Here is a 19,066-nt window from a genome sequence, read left to right on the forward strand (position 1 = left end):
AGATAATGAATGTAAGGAGTTTTTTATGGCAGCAGAACAATATGAATTAAAAAGAAGTATGAAAGCAAGACACTTATTTATGATTTCACTTGGCGGATGTATTGGAACTGGTTTCTTTCTTGGATCAGGCTACACGATTAACCAAGCTGGGCCAACTGGTGCCATCCTCGCTTACTTAGTAGGCGGAGCAGTTATGTATTTAACAATGCTATGTTTGGGTGAATTGTCTGTTGCTATGCCGGTATCAGGCTCGTTCCAAACGTACACGACGAAATTTATCGGTCCTGCTACTGGTTTTGCCGTTGGATGGCTATACTGGCAAGGTTGGGCAGTAACTGTTGCTCTTGAATTTTTAGGAGCTGGACAACTTATGCAAAGATGGTTCCCTGATTCACCAGTATGGATGTGGTGCCTAATATTTGCTGCACTGCTCTTTGTATTGAATGGTTTATCAGCAAAAGCATTTGGTGAAGCAGAATTTGTTTTCTCCAGCATTAAGATATTAGCAATTATTATGTTCCTTGCGGTTGGTGGAGCAGCTATGTTTGGGCTAATCGATATGAAAGATGGAACAAATGCACCTTTCCTTACTCATTTTTATGAGGGTGGACTATTTCCGAATGGCGTAACAGCACTGCTTATTACAATGATTACCGTGAATTTTTCATTCCAAGGTACAGAATTAATTGGTATTGCTGCTGGGGAGAGTGAAAATCCTGAAAAGACTATCCCTAAATCTATTAAGCAAACTGTTTGGCGTACGTTGTTCTTCTTTGTGTTATCGGTATTTGTACTTGCAGCTATGATACCAATGGATAAAGCAGGGGTTGTGGAAAGTCCATTTGTAGTCGTATTAGATAGCATAGGTATTCCATATGCAGCAGATATTATGAATTTTGTTATCCTAACAGCCTTATTATCTGTCGCAAACTCTGGTCTTTATGCTGCAACACGTATGCTGTTCTCACTATCTGTCGAAAAGATGGCAAGTCCCGTTTTAGGGAAGGTTAATAAAAGAGGTATCCCAATGAATGCATTACTAATCACACTCGCTGTAGCAGGTCTATCATTACTGTCAAGTGTCTTCGCTGCTAATACAGTCTTTGTGTGGTTATTATCTCTAGCAGGCTTAGGTGCACAAATTGGTTGGATTGCGATTACAGCATCTCAAATTGCATTTAGACGCTCCTATATACGTCAAGGAGGAAAAGTAGAGGATTTAAAATTCAAAGCGCCATTGTATCCAGTGATCCCTATATTAGGTTTATTAGCGAACTGTATTGTAATGGTAAGCTTGGCTTTTGATCCAGCACAACGTTTAGCACTCTACTGTGGTGGTGCATTCTTCATTGGATGTTATATCGTTTATTATTTAAAAGTGAAAAAAGTGACGAACTTAGAAATAAATCAGCAAGAAGTCCAATTAAAATTAAATCAAAAAATATATCTTTAATTTCAAAGAGTAGCTGCTTATGTGGCTACTCTTTTCTTCATAAATAAAGAACAACAAAGACGTATTTAACTAGAAATAGTTTCGATATTAAAAGAAAAAATTTATCGTTTTTCGATAAATAAATATTGAAATTAGATAATTTATCGTTTATTCTTCATACAAGAAGCATTAAATTATGAACAAGTTGATTTGAGGTGGATTCATGTTGAAGAATTTTATTAAAGACTTAGGAGTCTTTACGTATCATCAATCATTATCTTGTATTTTTCCTGTTGTGATATTTGCTACACTTGCACTCTCTAAAGCCATTCAAATACCTGGGGTAGGAAGATATGACTTTATTCTGGTTATCTGTCTATTGACTCAGTACTTGATGTATAAATTTGGTTTAGAAACAAAGGATGAAATAAAAGTCATTTGCTTGTTTCACATTATTGGGCTCGTGCTCGAACTATATAAAGTGAATTTCAATTCATGGTCATATCCTGAAGAAGCGTGGACAAAAATAGGGGGTGTGCCTTTATATAGTGGATTTATGTATGCGAGTGTGGCAAGTTATATTTGCCAAGCCTGGCGTAGGTTTGATTTAAAAATTGTAAGTTGGCCAAAAAGTTATGTAGCTATTCCACTTGGAGCCGTTATCTACTTAAATTTTTTCACACACCATTTTATTTATGATTTTAGATGGCTGTTAATGGCACTACTATTTATTGTGTTTTATCGTACTATTGTAAAATTTACCGTACGGAACAAAGTCTTTAAAATGCCCATCGTTGTATCGTTCTTTTTGATTGGCTTTTTCATTTGGATTGCGGAGAATATTGCAACGTTTTTTGGAGCATGGTCATATCCGAATCAGGAGGTGTCTTGGTCGATTGTTCATTTCGGTAAAATCAGTTCATGGTTTTTACTTGTAGTCATTAGCATTATGATTGTTGCACAACTTAAATTATTCTATCGTGATGCAGGTGAAAATTTGGAGAAATAATAATTCACTATATGACATTCATTTGTTGAATGATATTTGCGATGAACTATTAAATATAACACTTAGAGATTTGCAAAGCTTCTAAGTGAAATAGTATGGGTTTCTGATAAACTAGTATTTTTACCTTTGTACCCATTCCCTTTCATCAAACTGTCCCTTTTTTAGTGTGCAATACTGCTGTAGACTCCTTTTTAGAAGAGGATGGGGGGAATGATCATGGTAACAAATATTCGGATGATCAATAGAGCTTGTACAGACGACAAACAAATTAAGCAATTTTTAGAAGGTGCCCAAACTGCATTTCTTGGTTTAGTGGAACAACATATGCCATATGTTATTCCGCTAAATTATGTCTACAAAGACGGAAGTTTTTATTTCCACGGTGCCAACGAGGGAAGAAAAATAGACATTCTAGCAACCAATCAAAATGCATGTATCACAGTAAGTGAAAATTATGGAACAATGGTAGATCCCATTCCAGCTAAGACTGATACGGCTTATATGAGCATAATCGCAAATGGCTTGGTGGAAATTGTCACAGATTTAAATGAAGCTACTGCTGCTATGCAGGCCATGCTTGATAAATATGTACCAGATTATTACCAAGCGCCTTTGTCAAAAAAGCATATCGATAAATATCAATCATCTTTAGGGAGCAAAACGCTTGTTCTGAAAGTGAAGCCAACCAATTTAACTGCAAAAGAGAATAAATTAAATAAACAAATGCTATATTACTCAGGCAGAGTGGTAACACAGGATATGAGTAGAAAATCTACTGCTACAGCAATCAATCCAACAAATGAATCACGAGAAACATGAAAGGCTAAGCCTATTGTTTGTGTAGTAATCGTTCATTATTAAGCTATAGCGTATCCTGAGGAAAATAACTTGAATATTTTTTTCGTGTAGCCCCTTTGCTAACATAAACTATCGCAAGTAGAGTTGGAAAGAAGTATTCCATCTCTACTTTTTTCATTAGCTTTCAAAGGTACTACCTTATTAATAGATATAGTCATACGTAAGTGCTATAATGCCTGTGAAAAATCATTGGAAAACAAGTGGGGAGAAGGAGAGGGCAATACAGTTGAATATATTAGTTGTTGACGATGAAAAGGAAATTGCAGATTTAATAGAACTTTACTTGAAAAATGAAAACTATCATGTATTTAAATATTATACAGCGCAAGAGGCTTTGGCATGTATCGAGCATGAAAATGTAGATCTAGCTGTGCTGGATATTATGATGCCTGATATAGATGGCTTTACTATTTTAAGAAAAATACGAGAAACATTGAATTTTCCAGTGATAATGCTTACGGCAAAGGAAGAAGAAATTGATAAAATTAATGGGTTCTCTCTAGGAGCAGATGATTATATAACAAAGCCATTTCGTCCATTGGAGTTGGTTGCTCGTGTAAAGGCGCAAATACGAAGATTTACCTTGTACAACCAGGGCTCGAAGCAACATGAAGATATCATTGATTTTGCTGGCCTGGTGATTAACAAAAACACACGGCAAGTCTTTTTAAATGAAAGGCCTATATCCCTTACACCTACGGAATTCGCTATACTTTGGTATTTATGTGCAAATCGAGGAACAGTTATTAGCTCAGAGCAATTATTCCAAGAAATATGGGGGGAAAAGTACTTTAGCAGCAATAATACGGTAATGGTTCATATTCGACATTTACGGGAAAAAATGAAAGATTCTGCGGAGAACCCAAAGTATATTAAAACGGTTTGGGGAGTGGGGTATACCATTGAAAAATGAGTTTGGTAAACTGAAAAGGAAAATGGTTCTACAAATTATTTCGATACTTGTCATCGCAAGCATCATAGGCTTTTTTATTAATTTTGCATTTATTGATGGGGTCTTACAAGCTCCCTTTGCAGATGCTTTTATTGCCTTTTGTGAAAATGTCTTGCAGCTTGATTATTATGCCGCAAGTAGTGCCTATCATGTGTTATTTCGACAAAATAAACCGCTTTGGCTAGCCATAGGATTTATTTTATTATTGTTGATTATTTTTTATATCGCCTTGTCTCGATTTACCCGATATTTTCATCAAATTAGTTCAAGTATCACGATGCTTGCAGATGAGTCAGGGAAGGAAATTGAGCTCCCAGCTGAACTCGACTTTTTGGAGAAAAAATTAAATAACGTCAAATATAAATTAGAAAAGCGTGCAAGGGATGCGCAAGAAGCGGAGCAACGAAAGAATGATTTAGTTGTCTATTTAGCGCATGATATTAAAACACCCTTAACCTCCATTATTGGCTACTTAAGTCTTTTAGATGAAGCGAGGGATATGCCTGTAGAGCAGAAAGAAAAATATGTGACGATTACATTAGAAAAATCTTATAGACTGGAACAACTAATCAATGAATTTTTTGAAATAACCCGATTTAATTTACAATCTATCATTTTAGAGAAAGATCCTATTCCTTTACATCATATGTTAATGCAAGTGGCCGACGAGTTTTATCCATTGCTGGCACCAAAGGGGCAAAAAGCCATCGTCAAAATAGATAAAGATATTACTATCTATGCAGACGGTAATAAATTAGCAAGGGTATTTAATAATATTTTAAAAAATGCAATTGCCTACAGTGATCCAAATAGTACAATTGAAATTAGTGCGCAAAGCGAAAATAATCAGACATTTATTTCGTTTACGAATACAGGGAAGACGATCCCTCCTGAAAAATTAAAAATGATATTTGAGAAGTTTTACCGCTTAGATAGTGCAAGGTCTACCCAAACAGGAGGTGCTGGGCTTGGTTTAGCCATTTCTAATGAAATTGTACAGGCCCATGGCGGAACGATTACCGCAACTTCTAGTAATGATACAACCGTATTCACCGTGATGATTCCCACCAATTCTTAAGAAACCTTAAGAATTCACTAATAGTAAATTAAAAATAAGCTCCTTTTTTTATGGTTGAATAAAAGCATAAAGAGAAGGAGTTGTTTTTATGTTCAAGAGAAAAGGTATATTGAGTTTATTGTTTTTATTCGTGATGATATTTATTTATTTACTATTGAAAGAATCGCCAATGGCTTTACGTCAGGAAATAGATCATGCACCAAAAGTAGTACAAACTTCCAGTCAGCATATGCTTGATCTTGATATATACAGTTCGAATGCAATTTTAGTGAATTTGGATGAAAATCAAATTCTCTTAGATAAAAAAAGTGAGGAAAAGATTTATCCGGCTTCTTTGACAAAAATGATGACGGTACTAGTCGCGATTGAGCAGATCTCCAATTTACAAGAAGAAATCATTTTACCTAAACATATCTTTCAGGATTTAATAGAGGAAAATGCTTCAGTAGCTGGATTTCTCCCAAATGAAAAGCTGACATTAGAAGATTTATTGTATGGCTCCATGTTGCCATCAGGTGCAGAGGCATCACTAGGTTTAGCTGAATATGTTGCGGGGTCAGAACGTGGATTCGTGAAACTGATGAACGAAAAGGCGCAGCAGCTAGGCATGAAAAATACGCACTTTGTGAATACAACTGGACTGCACCATTCAGATCATTATACAACTGTAAAGGATATGTCTTTACTTTTACAATACGCCTTAACAAACGATGAGTTTCGAAATGTTTATACAGCAGAAAGATATTCTATAAAATCAACAAACCTTCATCCTGAAGGCATTACTTTTACCAGTCGCATGTTTCAACATATGCCGTCAAGTATATTGCCAGGAGGAGAAATCTTAGGTGGGAAAACTGGCTATACAGAAGATGCAGGCTTATGTTTAGCAAGCTTAGCTCTTATAAATGGACAAGAATATGTGTTAGTGACAGTAGGAGCGGACGGCAACCCGAGAACGGAGCAATATAATATTACTGATGCTATGTCGGTATATAGTCAATTATAACTTCATTACTAAATGGCTAGCCCCTAATAGTGTGTGATTGGAGAATATTTCATTTTCTAATCACGCATTTTTGTAGTTATATTATAGAAAATTTCTATTGTGATTATAGTAATAATAGAATTGATTAATAGTTGGGAGATTCCATATAATTCTCTATAAATCAACGTGTTGTTGGTATTACAAAAATAATTTATTAATTTTAATCTTCAGAAAAATGATATATAGTAAATATGATCAAAACTTTCATCTTTAAGGAGGATATTATGGGGAGATTAGTTCATTTTGAAATTCATGTAAGTGATATGGAGCGGGCAAAGGATTTTTATGGGAAAGTATTTGGGTGGTCATTTCAGGACTGGAGTGAATATGCAGGAATGCCTTACTTCGGTGCCGTGACAGGTGAAGATGATGAACTTGGCATTAACGGTGCTTTAATGCAACGCCAAGGTCCTCCACCAGAAACAAACCAAGCATTGAATGGCTTTGCTTGTACAATGGGCGTTGAAAGCTATGATGTAACGGAAGCAAAAATTCTTGAAAACGGTGGTAAAGTAGCCATGCCTAAGTATGCATTACCAGGGATGGCATGGCAAGGCTACTATATTGATACAGAAGGCAATGTATTTGGTATTCATCAGCCTGATAAAAATGCTAAATAGTATTGAGGGGTGAAATCGCCTTGACAGGAAGGTAAGGTTAGAGTCGCTCTTAATCAGATGAAAAAAATATAAAGCAGAAAGACCTATGTTCGAGAAAGCGAGCATAGGTCTTTTTTGATCACCTGATAGGTACATGGGGAGAATTGTAAATATATAATGTTTTATTTTGGTAAATTTGGTATGGTTGAAATAGAGAAGTTATCAAGCGATACATAGCATTCAAGGAGAAATGGCAATGAAAAAAAGTAGGCTTATGTTATTTTTATTCGCACCAATATTGATTTTAGCATCTTGTAGTAGTGAGGACGAAAATGTTACTGCTAATGAGAAAAAGTATATTTCATCGATTCAGAAAAAGGAAGTCTATGAGATTCAACAGCCTGCAAAAGTCAATATTGCTAGAGGTTCAATCATCAAAAATATGAATAATGCTTTAAATATTAATGAAATTGAAAGAGGACTCATGAATTTATCGGTGAATCATGTTTCAACAGAAAAGTTTTATATGCAGGAAGGTCAATATCTGGAAGAGAAAACGATCAGTCAATGGTTAAGCAGAAAAACAGATGAAGGTATTGGGTTAAACCCAGCCATCGAAACGAGCAGTGACAATGTGCTAGAGGATGAAAAAAAGTATCCTTTGATTCTCTCACATGTATTAGAACAAAATTTTATTAATAAAGAAAATAACAAAGTAGAGGGACTATCGATCGCGATCTCGTTAAATGAATTTTATGATATACGAGTTTCCGATGCCAATGGTTTAATTTACACAGGCCAAGTGAAAGTAGACCAAAATAATGATGATATCAACGATGTTAAAAATTATGGGAAGGAAGTAGCTAAAAGGATTCTTGAGGATATTAGAAAAAATGAAAAGTATCCGAGAGTTCCTATTTATTTAGCTTTATATCAAGAATCTAATATAAACGATATTATGCCAGGCATATTTTTAGCTGAAACCTTTATTCCGAAAGATGCAGATACCATAACAAAATGGTTTGATATAGATAAAAAGCATTATATATTCCCATCAGATGCTTTATATAGTTTGGACCAAAATATGTATAATAAATTATTAATTTTTAAAGAGGATATTCAAGGTGGATTTAAACATTTAAATCCTAAAATCATGGGAAAACTTCGTTATGAAGATGGTAAATTAACAGATATTAATCTAGAAATACATGTTCCACTGGTTAATGATATTGAATTAATTGGCTTGTTACAGCTCACTAGTACAAAAATAAATACAATTTTATTTGACTATATTCCCATTACCATTCGGGTAATCGATCAGAAGCAGGATGTTGGAATTGTTCTCTGGGACCCAACGGAAAAACAAATTTTTGCATCACCTATTTGAATAGAAAAAAGCTAAAGGGTTATATCTACTGTAATTAAAGCTCATTGAACCCTGACCTGTTGGAAGAGTAGCAGGTGTTGAAAGAAGCATGGGAGAACCATCATCCATTCCATCACTTTGACAGCTGTGTTAGTAGAATGAGGTTCTTCAGCAGTAGCAGCTAGGGTAGGCGGAATAGACAAACTGTTTATATGATCAGCTATATATGATGCTCATCACGTGGAAATATAAAAAAGAGGCAAATTTTCTCATGGTTCCTCCGACTTTACTACTTTAATATCAATACAATAATGCCTTTATCTAACTTACTGGTAAATTTAGTTTGGGTGCTCGTTAAAATGGAGTGCCTATTTTTCATTTGTAAATGACCTTCAAAACTTAAAAAGTATTTCATTGCAATCTCTGCCACGAATGATAATCATTTTCATTTAAAGGGAGGGGGAGTAGCAATGAAAAGACATCTTATTATTGGAATGCATTTAGCTGTTTACAGTAATCATGCCAAAAAGGGCGCGTTTATAGATGATCATATCGCATTTGCACAGCGTGCTGAGGCAGCGAAATTAGATTTTGTATTTAAGGCCGATTATTTAATAGCTCATCCAGAATTAATGGCTAAAATGAAAGGTACAGTTGGCATAGATCCTAGCTTTTTAATGGCGATGGTGGCAAGAGAAACGAAACAGATTGGCTTAGTAACAACGATTTCCACATCATTTACGCCACCTTATCTGATTGCGCGTCAATTGCAGTCTTTGAATTGGATTAGTGATGGGCGAGTGGGATGGAATATCGTGACCTCTATAGATGGAGCACATAATTTCAGCAACGAGCCTATGCCTTCTTCAGAGGCGCGTTATGCTAAAGCGGCAGAATGTACAGAGGTGGTCAAGCAGCTATGGCATAGTCATCCCTATGAAGTGTTAGAAACGGATGGGAATATAGAAAAAATAAAAGAGCTTGTCAAGGCAATTGAGCATGAGGGAGAGTTTTACCATATTAAAGGTCCCCTAAATCTCCCTATGCATCCAGCAGGAGAGATTCCGCTCTTCCAAGCAGGTGCGTCGGATGTTGGGCGTCAATTTGCGGCTACTGTTTCCAATGCGATTTTCGCTGCTACACCAGCTATGGAGGTGGGCATTGAGATGCGGAATGATTTGCGTCAGCGTGCTATAGAAGTAGGTCGTTCAGCCGACGATATTCGCGTATTACCGGGGCTCTATTTCTTTATAGGTGATACATATGAAGAAGCACTCGAAATGCACCGACAAGCACATGCACATTTAACACTTGAGCGACGCTACAGTGCGTTAGAATCTGTGATTGGTATGGATATTCGTCATTTGTCACTTGAAGATCAGGTAACGGTTGATATGCTACCACCACAAGATCAAAAAGTACGTAGTAAAACACATGCAGATTTGGTACGTCGTTATATTTTAAATAATGAACCAACTGTCGCGGTATTGTTAGCACGTCCAGAGGTAATTGGCTCAGCCCACCTTGTAGCAATCGGTACACCACAGGATATTGTCGATCAAATCGTTACTTTTTATAAAGAAGGTGCATTGGATGGCTTTATTGCTGTACCAGGTGGCCCTGCGAAATCTTTAGATTTGTTCTTTAGCGACGTTATTCCCCTGTTAGTAGAGCGGGGGTTATTCAGAGCGGAATATGAAGGGAGCACATTACGTTCCCATTTAGGCTTAGATGGGCGATCCCCCATTAATAGCTGAAAAAGGGCAAGCCATAAGCTTTGCCCTTTTATTGCTAGAAACTCATTCGAATATTGATAGGATAAAGATAAGGGGATTCGGGTTGTTCAATTGTTACCCAATCATCAATATGGATAACAGGTAAGCTTGCACCCTCATATGTTGTTTGACTAATTGTACCAACTACTTCAATCCATGTATCTTCTGTGAGAGTGGGAGCCTCCGGAAATTCTGTCAGAAAGCCGACGATACTTGCATCGGCAACACAATGTGTAATGAGAAATCTTGAAATAACTAGTTGGTTTTCTGTAAAACTTTCTTCTTTTAAAACAAAGCCCTTCAGCTGTATTTTCTTCCCTAAATAGTTTTCTAAATTTTGGTTAATTTCCTCATAGTAGATTGTATAGTCCTCATCGGTCATTTTCAGCATAGATTGTTGGGATAGCTGTTGCTTTAATTTGTCATATTGCTTTTTTGTCATTTCCAGTTTTTCCTCCGTCAGTCGGGGATCAGCTTCATGCTCATCAGAGATGTTTTCATCAATCGTTTCATTTGAAGTGAGGTAATCCTCTATTTTAGCTGATTGATTTTGCTGGGTGAGAATAGAGGCACCACCTTTTTTATCAGCGATGGCAGCATCTAAAATTTTTGCTGGCACGAAGAAGCCTGTCATTATTGGTGTCATGATAATAAGGTAAGCAATCATTTTTTTACGTGTAAAGGCTGAGTGACCTTGGTCGTGATGGGAGCAGCAAGCTTGTCCTGCTTGATCACATGAATGGGGAGCCTTTGAAAAAGATATTACTCTTGTCACTTGAACAAGAAATAGTATAAAAAACAAAATGGCGGCTGTTTTACTCAGCCCTTCATATTTCTGGTTGATGAATTTTGTTAGTTCACCGGTCCAATGCAGGTTGGCTATCATAGCTGAAAAGGCAAGTAACAGTAAGGCTCTTATCGCTAGTTGAACATGAAATTTCATGGTTTTCCCCCTTAGAGATACGCTGAAAGAATCCATATACTAATGTAGACGACTGTAGCCACTAAGGCGATTAACCAAAATACAAATTTTAAGCGAAATACGCTCATCAACATAATGGTATTTTTCAAATCGATCATAGGGCCAAAAATAAGAAAGGCCAGAATGGATGGAGTGGAGAAAATGGCACTAAAGGATGCGCCAATAAAGGCATCTGCCTCTGAACAAAGTGACAGAATGAAGGCTAAGCCCATCATAACTAGAATGGAGGAGGAATCACCATCTCCAATGGCTACGAGTGTTTTCGTAGATACATAGGTTTGTACAAAGGCAGCTAAAAATGCCCCAATTATTAAGTATTTGCCCATATCAAAAAATTCATCGATGGCATGCTTGACCATATTTGCTAGTTTAGTGATGAAGGATGTTTGTTGACTAGTGGTTGTCAATGAGTAGGACTGTAAGGAGACCTTAAATTGTGAGCCTTTGAAAAACAAGCTGATAAGTAATGCTACTACAATAGCAATGACAAAGCCAACGAGCATTCGAAGGCTCGCTATTCTTAAATCATTGCCAAATGCCATATAGGTAGAAAGAATAACAATAGGGTTAATAAGTGGACCAGTTAACATAAAACCCATAGCTGCATGTATTGGTACGCCTTTGGCAATCAATCTTCTAACAATCGGAACAATCCCACATTCACAGGCTGGAAATAATGCACCTACAAAACAACTCATGATAACAGCCATCACAGGATTTCGAGGAATCCACCTTTGGATATGTTCCTCTGTAATAAAAATCTGAATAAAGCCTGCAATCAGTATTCCAATTAAGACAAATGGTAATGCTTCAATTAAAATACTTAAAAATATCGTATTTAAATTGAGTAGAGAGGAACTAAGGTCGTTTAGTGCTGAGACGTTGAATAACAGTAGGGGTAGCATGCCTATGAATAAAATGAAAAGGAACCAAAAATTCAATACATATTTAGAAAAATGGAGACGTTCCACATAGACCTCCTTAAAGTGTAATGGTTACGTTTTAATACAGGGTATGACATAGAGGTTATGGTTAGTACTTCAAAAAAGGAAAGAGAAAGTAAAAGTTGATTCCTACCTTCTTTTTACTTTCCCTCTATAACGAATTATTTATGAGAATACTTAGTTCTATATTGTTTAGGAGTGATCCCTGTAAATTTTTTGAAAACTTTAATGAAATAGCTTTGATCTGTGAAATTAAGTAATGAGCCGATATCTAGGATTGGATAGTTGGTAAATGTTAAGAGTTTTTTCGCCTCATCAATCCTTTGCTGCTGAATGTATTCACTAAAGGAAGTCCCTACTTCCTTTTTAAATAAAGATGAAAGATAGTTGGGGCTTAGATGGCAAATAGCTGAAAGCTGGTCGAGTGTTAGATCCCCATATAATTGATTTTCAATATAATGGATACAGGTAGTAATGGGTGCTGAATATTTCATTTTATTGGTTTGCGATACACGGCTTGTAAAGTCGTAAATAGCCTCCTCCATTAACGAAAGAATATCGATTAAGCTGTTTTGATCCTCTAGCTTTTGAATGTAAAAATCATTTAATGTAAAGGCTGTTTCTTCATTTAATCCACCCTCAATCGCTGCACGGCAAATAAGTGCAATTCCTGTAATCATTAAATATTGAATACTTCTTAAATTATTGCGTTTTGAAAGTATTCCAAGTTCTGCTTGCTCGACTATAGAATAATTCAAAACTTCATTTAATTTCTCCATACGCCCATTTTTCACATTGTCTAACAATATTTTTTCGTAGTAAAGGTTTGTATGAATAATATCATTTCTTCTTGCATGGGAGAGCTCAAGCGCCGTATTTTCCTCATGACGAATGAGAGGTTTTAATGCCTGGTTGTGATAAATGACAGCTGTTTTATTTAATTTCTTTTGATAGATGGAGTAATACACAAATAAACTAATGGCTAAACTTTGTTGATAATGAAGAATAGGGATCAGCTCTTGATTAACATTTGCCTTTATATTTTCCACTTCTGCAGAAAAGGAAGGACCAACTACAATTGCCCCTAAATATTGATCATCTGTCTTCAAGTTAATATAGAAGAAATTAAATTCAGCATAAGAGAAAAAAATTGGATAATCATTTGAATTTGTATGGTAAGGATATGTTTTGAGCTGCTCCTTTAAAGAAATGTAAGATGAATTATTTGCTGATGAATAGTCAAAAATTATTTCCCCCAATGAATTAATATAAGTGACTGGAAGATGGTGTGTTTCATAGATTAATTGGCTTATGTATTGAAGATCGATAGTGGTAATTTTCATGTTCCTATACCTCAGTTCGTAATGGTGCTATCAAAATGAAAGCATTTACATTTTTATTGGATAGACATTGAGAAAGTACTATTTTGTGTAGAATAATACAATAAATGAAGGGGAAGTAGCAATAAAATAGATAGTGACTTCAAAATGTTAGGGAGGAAGAGAAGATGGATCTTTTAAATAAAATTGCAGTAGTAACGGGCGCAGGAAGCGGTATTGGAAGAGCCAGTAGTTTGAAACTTGCTAGCAATGGCGCAAAAGTGGTAGTAGTGGATTTCAACAAAGAAACAGGAGAAGAAACAGTAAGCTTGATTAAAGAACAAGGTGGAGAAGGTATCTTCGTTCAGGCTGACGTTTCAAAAAGTGAAGACGTTCAGAAATATGTCAATGCGGCTGTTGATACGTATGGACGCATTGATATATTTTTCAATAATGCTGGGGTTATTCAGAAAATTTCTCCACTAACAGAGATTGAAGATGCAGAATATGACCGTATTATGTCAATCAATGTGAAGGGTGTATTCCTTGGCTTAAAACATGTTTTAAAAGTAATGGAGGGACAAGGAAGCGGCTCTATTATTAATACAGCTTCGACAGCGGGTGTTCGTAGTGAGCATAGTATGGCTGTCTATTCAGCAAGTAAGCATGCAGTAGTTGGTTTAACAAAATCTGCCTCTTTAGAGTATGTAAAAAAAGGTATCCGTATCAATGGTATTTGTCCAGGTGGAGTAGAAACGGCATTAACAAACAGTGTAACGGCCATGTTTGAAACAGGTGGCTATGTGCCAGAGGAAATTCCAAACATGAGAATGGGACGCTATGCGAAACCAGAGGAATTAGCAGAAATGGTTGTGTTCCTAGCATCGGACAAAGCAAGCTATATGACAGGCTCCATCGTATTAGTTGATGGTGGCTTAACTTTATAATGAAAGAAGAAATCCAGTGAATCATTTTCATTGGATTTCTTCTTGTTGTTGAAAAAGATGATGTCAACGGCAGAAGAAACTTTGCAAGGTGAGAGGTTGATTTCCGTTCCGCCAGCGTCCTTTCCAGGGGGCGTCCGATGAGCCGCTTCACTCACTTACGTTCGCTCCAGAGTCTCATCTGTGACGCTAAATCCCCTAGGAGTGACGCTGGCTCCTCTCCAATCAACTAGTAGAATATAGCCTATTATCTGTATTCTTAGTGGGGATAAGCTCATATTTTCAATTCAATGTGGAGAAGTGATGCGTGACAACACCTCTTCATAAAGAGTAGTGAACACCTTCGCTAAAAAGGTAACACTTTTGTAGGTTCAAATGGGAGGCTACTTGACTCCCGTGGGATAGCGAAACAGGGGAGCCACTAAACGGAGCGGTAGCGGAGAAAAACGACTCGGCGCTCGCCCACAATAAAGCAAGTAGCCTACAACGGAAATCCATTTCTACCTTTTAATTGACTGTTTTGTTTTTCAACCATAAGAAGAAATCCAGTGAATCATTTCACTGGATTTTTTGCGGTAATGAATCGAATCGCTATAGGGTGAATTTTTTGAGCTCATTCATCAACGTATTAGTCATAGCTTCAAGATCGTCTATCTTAGCACTAATTTTTTGGAAGGAAAGTAGCTGTTCTTGCGTTGATGCCGATATTTCTTCTGTGCCAGCAGCCGTTTCTTCTGTAATAGCTGAAATATTTTCAATGGTACTATTTACTTGCTGGCTCATTTCATTCGTTTGTGCCATTTCTCTTGTGAGGTTTTGTAAATCGCGATGGATATTTGTTATGTGCATGGTAATAACAGAGAATGATTGTTCTGTCTCTACCATGGATTGAGATTGCTCATTTGACAGCAGATAACCTCGTTCAGCCGTAGTAAGGATGTGCGTAATGCCATCTTGAATATGCGAGACCATTGAAGTGATTAAATTCGTAGCATTCTCCGTTTCAGAAGAGAGCTTTTTAACCTCCTCGGCAACAATGGCAAACCCTTTGCCTGCTTCTCCAGCTCTTGCAGCCTCGATGGCAGCATTTAGTGCTAATAAATTTGTTTGGGTAGCAATCGTATGGACAGCATTGGCTGCGCCTTCAATTTCCGAAGTGAATTGAGAAAATTGAGTTACAGCTTCCTTAATATCAAGTGATGTGGTTGATATATCCTTTGCAATGGAAGATTGTTTTTCTAATGAATATTGACCATTTTGAACAGCCTCCAGAGCTTGTTTGCCAGTGTCAGCCGATTGCTCACTCGTACGCATAACATCCCTAAATTGATCTGCCATATTATTCATTTGGAGTGCCACTGATTGAATGTCTTCTGACATCGTATAGCTGCCTTTTGCTAATTCGTCGGTTGAGGTAGCGACTTGATTACTACTTTCATGAATATTGTTCATATGGCTTGTCACTTCTTGTGTAAACAAATTAACATCCTTTCCAATATTATCAATGGATTGTACAGTATTTTTTAAATTATTCATCATGTCTGCAAAGCTTTTTGTTAATTGATCAATCTCATATCGACTGTTTGCTTGATAGGAGAGGGTAGAAGTATCCATTGTTAAGTTTCCTGTTGCTGCAGCCTGTGCACAATCTACAATCTGATTAATGGGTTTGGTAATTCTTTTCGCAGCTACATAGGAATAAAGTATCGTAGCAATAATTAATAGCACACTACCTATGATGGTAGAGGTTGTAATGAAACCTATTTTTTGCTTCGTTACTTGGATCATTTCTTGATACCATTCGTTCGTTTCTTTTTTGAGCAAATACATATCGTTTAAAATCCCTTTTATTCTGATGGACTGCTTTTTAATTTCAGAGCGATTTTTTTCTTGAAAACCGCTTTCAGTCGCTTTTTCTAGATTTTCAAATTTACTAGCTATTTTTTCGACGATTGTCTGATGCTCAGGCATTCTCGTTAGGGAGGCTAATGCCTCTATATTACTTTTTGTTTCTTGCAAAATAGCGAGCGCTTCGTTTTTATTGGCTTCACTATCTAAGTAGGTAAAATTATTTAAAGATTGACTGGCAACAACTAAACTTTGCTCTAGTTCTTTCACTGCAAGTAAAAGTTTCGTATCATCCTGTGCTGTTGTTTGGATCGTGAATGTTTGTAGGATAATAAAGCCAATCATAGCCATAGCCAATACGATTGGAATCAATGTGTTCATAAATAATTTCTTACGTAGTGTCACTGGTCATTCCTCTTTTCCGCAGTAACTTTTATCGTACCTGAAATAATGGCTTCTTCGATAGCAGTCTGTTGCTCAGCTGTCAGTTGAATTACACGAATATCTGCTAGTCCCACACCCTGATCCGCTAAACCTAATGCAAAGGATTTTTCTGTAATTTTACCATTTTCTACTAATGTCTTAGCGAGTTGATAGACGGCTAGATCAACATTTTTAAGCATGGATGTGACAACTGTTTTTTCGGCAACAAAAAACTGATCGATATCAACACCTGCTGCATAGATCCCCATTTCCTCTGCCTTTTTTATCGCCCCAAAGCCAGTAAAGCCTGCTGCATGGTAAATAAAATCAACGTTATTTTTGATATACCTTTCTGCTATTGCTGCACCAGCCTGGGTATCGTCAAAGGTACCAGCATAGTCACTCATAATTTCAATCGATGGCTGTACATAACGTGCTCCTTCGATAAAACCATTTTCAAAGTGATGGATAACAGGAGCATCTGCTCCACCAATAAAGCCAACTTTTCCTGTTTTACTTGTCATAGCGGCAATCATGCCAACTAAAAAGCTACCTTCTTGTTCTTTAAAGGTAATCGAAATGATGTTGTTAATATCAGATTGCCCGTCAATCAGTATAAATTGCTGAGAGGGATTTTGTTTTGCAGTCTTTTCTAGTGCTTCTTGTACAGAGAACCCGAGACCAATGATGATATCATATTTTTCTGCTACAAGTTCATTCAGCTTTTCCTCGTATTTACCATCAGGAGCCTCTTTGTAATCAAACAAAATGCCTAGCTCGTCGCGCGCTTTTTCTAAGCCTTTAAAAGCGGAATCATTAAATGATTCATCGCCTAGTCCTGCATCTGATAGTAAAATTCCTATCTTATATCCTTCAGTTGATGTTTCTGTCGGTGCTGAGGAACAGCCTGCTATCAACAGAGTGATCAAAAGAAAACTAGTGAATAATTTCTTCAAATTTTGTGTACCTCCTGTTGTGTATAAAATATATATCGGCAAAAACTTAATATTTTTAGTCTGATGTCAGACATCCGTGCAAAAAATTTTTAGGATGTCTAAGAATAATGAATCATTTCTATATACATAATAAGTTAATAATATAAAGCTAGATTACTAATAAAGTAATTGATTTATAAAGGTTTTCGTAGCACTTCTTGTATGTACAGCACTATAAAAGCCTAACGCAAATAGCGTCAGGCTTTATATGTTCTAAACAGCGCCGAATAATTTTAATAAATTAATAATAATAATGCCGATTACCCCAAAGTCTGAATCACCGAAGGTTGTGCCCTCATAGCCAATGTCTCCCATAAAGATAAGGAGTATGGCTGGAATAAAGCTAATTAATAAACCATTGGCAAAGGCTCCGGACATCGCACCAATTCTACCGCCAGTAGCATTTCCAAAGACACCTGCCGCAGCACCTGTGAAGAAATGGGGAACAAGACCTGGCACGATCACTTTAAGTCCGATGAAGGGGAGTATAAACATGGAAATCAGTCCTGCTACAAAACTAAAAATGAAACCAATGATAACAGCATTTGGGGCAAAGGGGAAAATGGTTGGACAATCAAGCGCTGGTTTTGTGTTTGGAACAAGTTTATCTGCAATGCCTTTGAAGGCTGGAATAATTTCAGCAATTAACATCCGTACACCTGCTAAAATAATATAAACACCCGCTGCAAATGTAATCGCTTGCATAATAGCGAAAATAATAAAATTTGAGCCAGCTGATAATTGTGTCTCAATATAGGAAGGGCCAGCAAAAAGGGCAACAATCACAAAGAACACACTCATTGTTAAAGAAATAGCCACTGAGGTATCTCGTAAAAAGCCTAATGATTTCGGAACCTGTATATCCTCTGTGGATTTCGTTTTATTGCCAAAGAGCTTACCAATCTTTGCAGAAACATAATAGCCAACACTGCCAAAGTGACCAACTGCAAAGTCGTCACTACCTGTTATTTGCCGAACCGTCGGCTGCAAAATGGCAGGGAACACGACCATACAAAGCCCAAGAATAATAGACCCGACAATAATAAGAGGTGTCCCATTCATCCCCCCAACTGACAATGAAGCAGCGATTAAACAAGCCATAAATAATGTATGATGTCCAGTTAAAAAGATATATTTTAATGGCGTAAATCGCGCAAATAGTAGATTCATAATCATACCAAATACCATGATTAATGCAGTAGCTGTACCAAAATTAGTCTGAGCAGCTGCCACGATGGCCTCATTGTTGGGAATGACTCCCTGTACCTGAAAGGCATGATCAAACATTTTACTAAAATGATCTAAGGAGCCAATCAAGACAGTGGCCCCTGCTCCGAGGATGACGAAGCCCATTATCGTTTTTAATGTACCTGACAGAACAGTGGAACTTGATTTTTTTTGAATGAGTAAACCAATAAAAGCGAATAGGCCGACTAATATAGCTGGTGTTCCTAAAATGTCATGCATGATAACATCTAACATATCAACACCTCATCC

At 36.8% G+C, this 19,066-nt stretch carries 16 protein-coding genes; 10 read left to right on the plus strand and 6 right to left on the minus strand.

Annotation, left to right across the window (positions count from 1 at the left end; genetic code table 11):
• Positions 1–25 precede the first annotated feature (25 nt).
• From MHB39_RS06920 to MHB39_RS06960, 9 genes are all read left to right on the plus strand, one after another.
• Positions 26–1,453: an amino acid permease gene (locus MHB39_RS06920; RefSeq protein WP_342546068.1), complete on the plus strand. Its 1,428-nt coding sequence runs from the start codon at positions 26–28 to the stop codon at positions 1,451–1,453.
• 202 nt (positions 1,454–1,655) lie between these two features.
• Complete coding sequence (locus MHB39_RS06925) at positions 1,656–2,441, plus strand: DUF817 domain-containing protein (protein ID WP_258860416.1); 786 nt, start codon at positions 1,656–1,658, stop codon at positions 2,439–2,441.
• Between the two features lie 216 nt (positions 2,442–2,657).
• Positions 2,658–3,260: a pyridoxamine 5'-phosphate oxidase family protein gene (locus MHB39_RS06930; protein WP_016995498.1), complete on the plus strand. Its 603-nt coding sequence runs from the start codon at positions 2,658–2,660 to the stop codon at positions 3,258–3,260.
• A gap of 259 nt (positions 3,261–3,519) precedes the next feature.
• Positions 3,520–4,212, plus strand: a complete 693-nt coding sequence (vanR, locus tag MHB39_RS06935; protein WP_164835479.1) for a VanR-ABDEGLN family response regulator transcription factor — start codon at positions 3,520–3,522, stop codon at positions 4,210–4,212.
• Positions 4,213–4,234: 22 nt separating this feature from the next.
• Positions 4,235–5,329, plus strand: coding sequence for a HAMP domain-containing sensor histidine kinase (locus tag MHB39_RS06940; protein ID WP_342546892.1), 1,095 nt, complete (start codon positions 4,235–4,237; stop codon positions 5,327–5,329).
• Between the two features lie 88 nt (positions 5,330–5,417).
• Positions 5,418–6,335, plus strand: a complete 918-nt coding sequence (locus MHB39_RS06945) for a serine hydrolase (RefSeq protein WP_016995500.1) — start codon at positions 5,418–5,420, stop codon at positions 6,333–6,335.
• Between the two features lie 263 nt (positions 6,336–6,598).
• On the plus strand, positions 6,599–6,994 hold the full coding sequence (locus MHB39_RS06950) for a VOC family protein (protein ID WP_016995501.1): 396 nt from the start codon (positions 6,599–6,601) through the stop codon (positions 6,992–6,994).
• A 229-nt stretch (positions 6,995–7,223) separates the two neighbouring features.
• Complete coding sequence (locus tag MHB39_RS06955) at positions 7,224–8,360, plus strand: CamS family sex pheromone protein (protein ID WP_342546069.1); 1,137 nt, start codon at positions 7,224–7,226, stop codon at positions 8,358–8,360.
• A gap of 473 nt (positions 8,361–8,833) precedes the next feature.
• Positions 8,834–10,096: an NtaA/DmoA family FMN-dependent monooxygenase gene (locus tag MHB39_RS06960; RefSeq protein WP_342546893.1), complete on the plus strand. Its 1,263-nt coding sequence runs from the start codon at positions 8,834–8,836 to the stop codon at positions 10,094–10,096.
• A gap of 34 nt (positions 10,097–10,130) precedes the next feature.
• On the opposite strand, the gene MHB39_RS06965 is transcribed toward MHB39_RS06960, so the two are convergent.
• The 3 genes from MHB39_RS06965 to MHB39_RS06975 all read right to left on the minus strand — a co-directional run bounded on the left by MHB39_RS06965 (position 10,131) and on the right by MHB39_RS06975 (position 13,383).
• A complete protein-coding gene (locus MHB39_RS06965) occupies positions 10,131–11,057 on the minus strand; it encodes a TIGR03943 family protein (RefSeq protein WP_342546070.1) in 927 nt (308 codons plus the stop codon).
• An 11-nt stretch (positions 11,058–11,068) separates the two neighbouring features.
• Positions 11,069–12,067, minus strand: coding sequence for a permease (locus MHB39_RS06970; RefSeq protein ID WP_312127129.1), 999 nt, complete (start codon positions 12,065–12,067; stop codon positions 11,069–11,071).
• Between the two features lie 134 nt (positions 12,068–12,201).
• Positions 12,202–13,383: an AraC family transcriptional regulator gene (locus tag MHB39_RS06975; RefSeq protein WP_342546071.1), complete on the minus strand. Its 1,182-nt coding sequence runs from the start codon at positions 13,381–13,383 to the stop codon at positions 12,202–12,204.
• Between the two features lie 164 nt (positions 13,384–13,547).
• On the opposite strand from MHB39_RS06975, the gene MHB39_RS06980 reads away from it, so the two are divergent.
• Positions 13,548–14,306, plus strand: a complete 759-nt coding sequence (locus MHB39_RS06980) for a glucose 1-dehydrogenase (protein ID WP_258860424.1) — start codon at positions 13,548–13,550, stop codon at positions 14,304–14,306.
• A gap of 588 nt (positions 14,307–14,894) precedes the next feature.
• Here the strand turns inward: MHB39_RS06980 and MHB39_RS06985 are convergent.
• From MHB39_RS06985 to MHB39_RS06995, 3 genes are all read right to left on the minus strand, one after another.
• The gene (locus tag MHB39_RS06985; protein WP_342546073.1) at positions 14,895–16,556 is read right to left on the minus strand and encodes a methyl-accepting chemotaxis protein; all 1,662 of its coding nucleotides are present in this window, start codon (positions 16,554–16,556) and stop codon (positions 14,895–14,897) included.
• Complete coding sequence (locus MHB39_RS06990; RefSeq protein ID WP_342546074.1) at positions 16,553–17,530, minus strand: BMP family ABC transporter substrate-binding protein; 978 nt, start codon at positions 17,528–17,530, stop codon at positions 16,553–16,555. The genes MHB39_RS06985 and MHB39_RS06990 overlap by 4 nt, the downstream gene beginning before the upstream one ends.
• 252 nt (positions 17,531–17,782) lie before the next feature.
• Positions 17,783–19,051: a PTS ascorbate transporter subunit IIC gene (locus MHB39_RS06995; protein WP_036079956.1), complete on the minus strand. Its 1,269-nt coding sequence runs from the start codon at positions 19,049–19,051 to the stop codon at positions 17,783–17,785.
• Positions 19,052–19,066 lie beyond the last annotated feature (15 nt).

Origin of the sequence: Lysinibacillus sp. FSL K6-4013 (assembly GCF_038630435.1) — a bacterium.
In the GTDB taxonomy this organism is placed as follows: Bacteria; Bacillota; Bacilli; order Bacillales_A; family Planococcaceae; genus Lysinibacillus; species Lysinibacillus boronitolerans.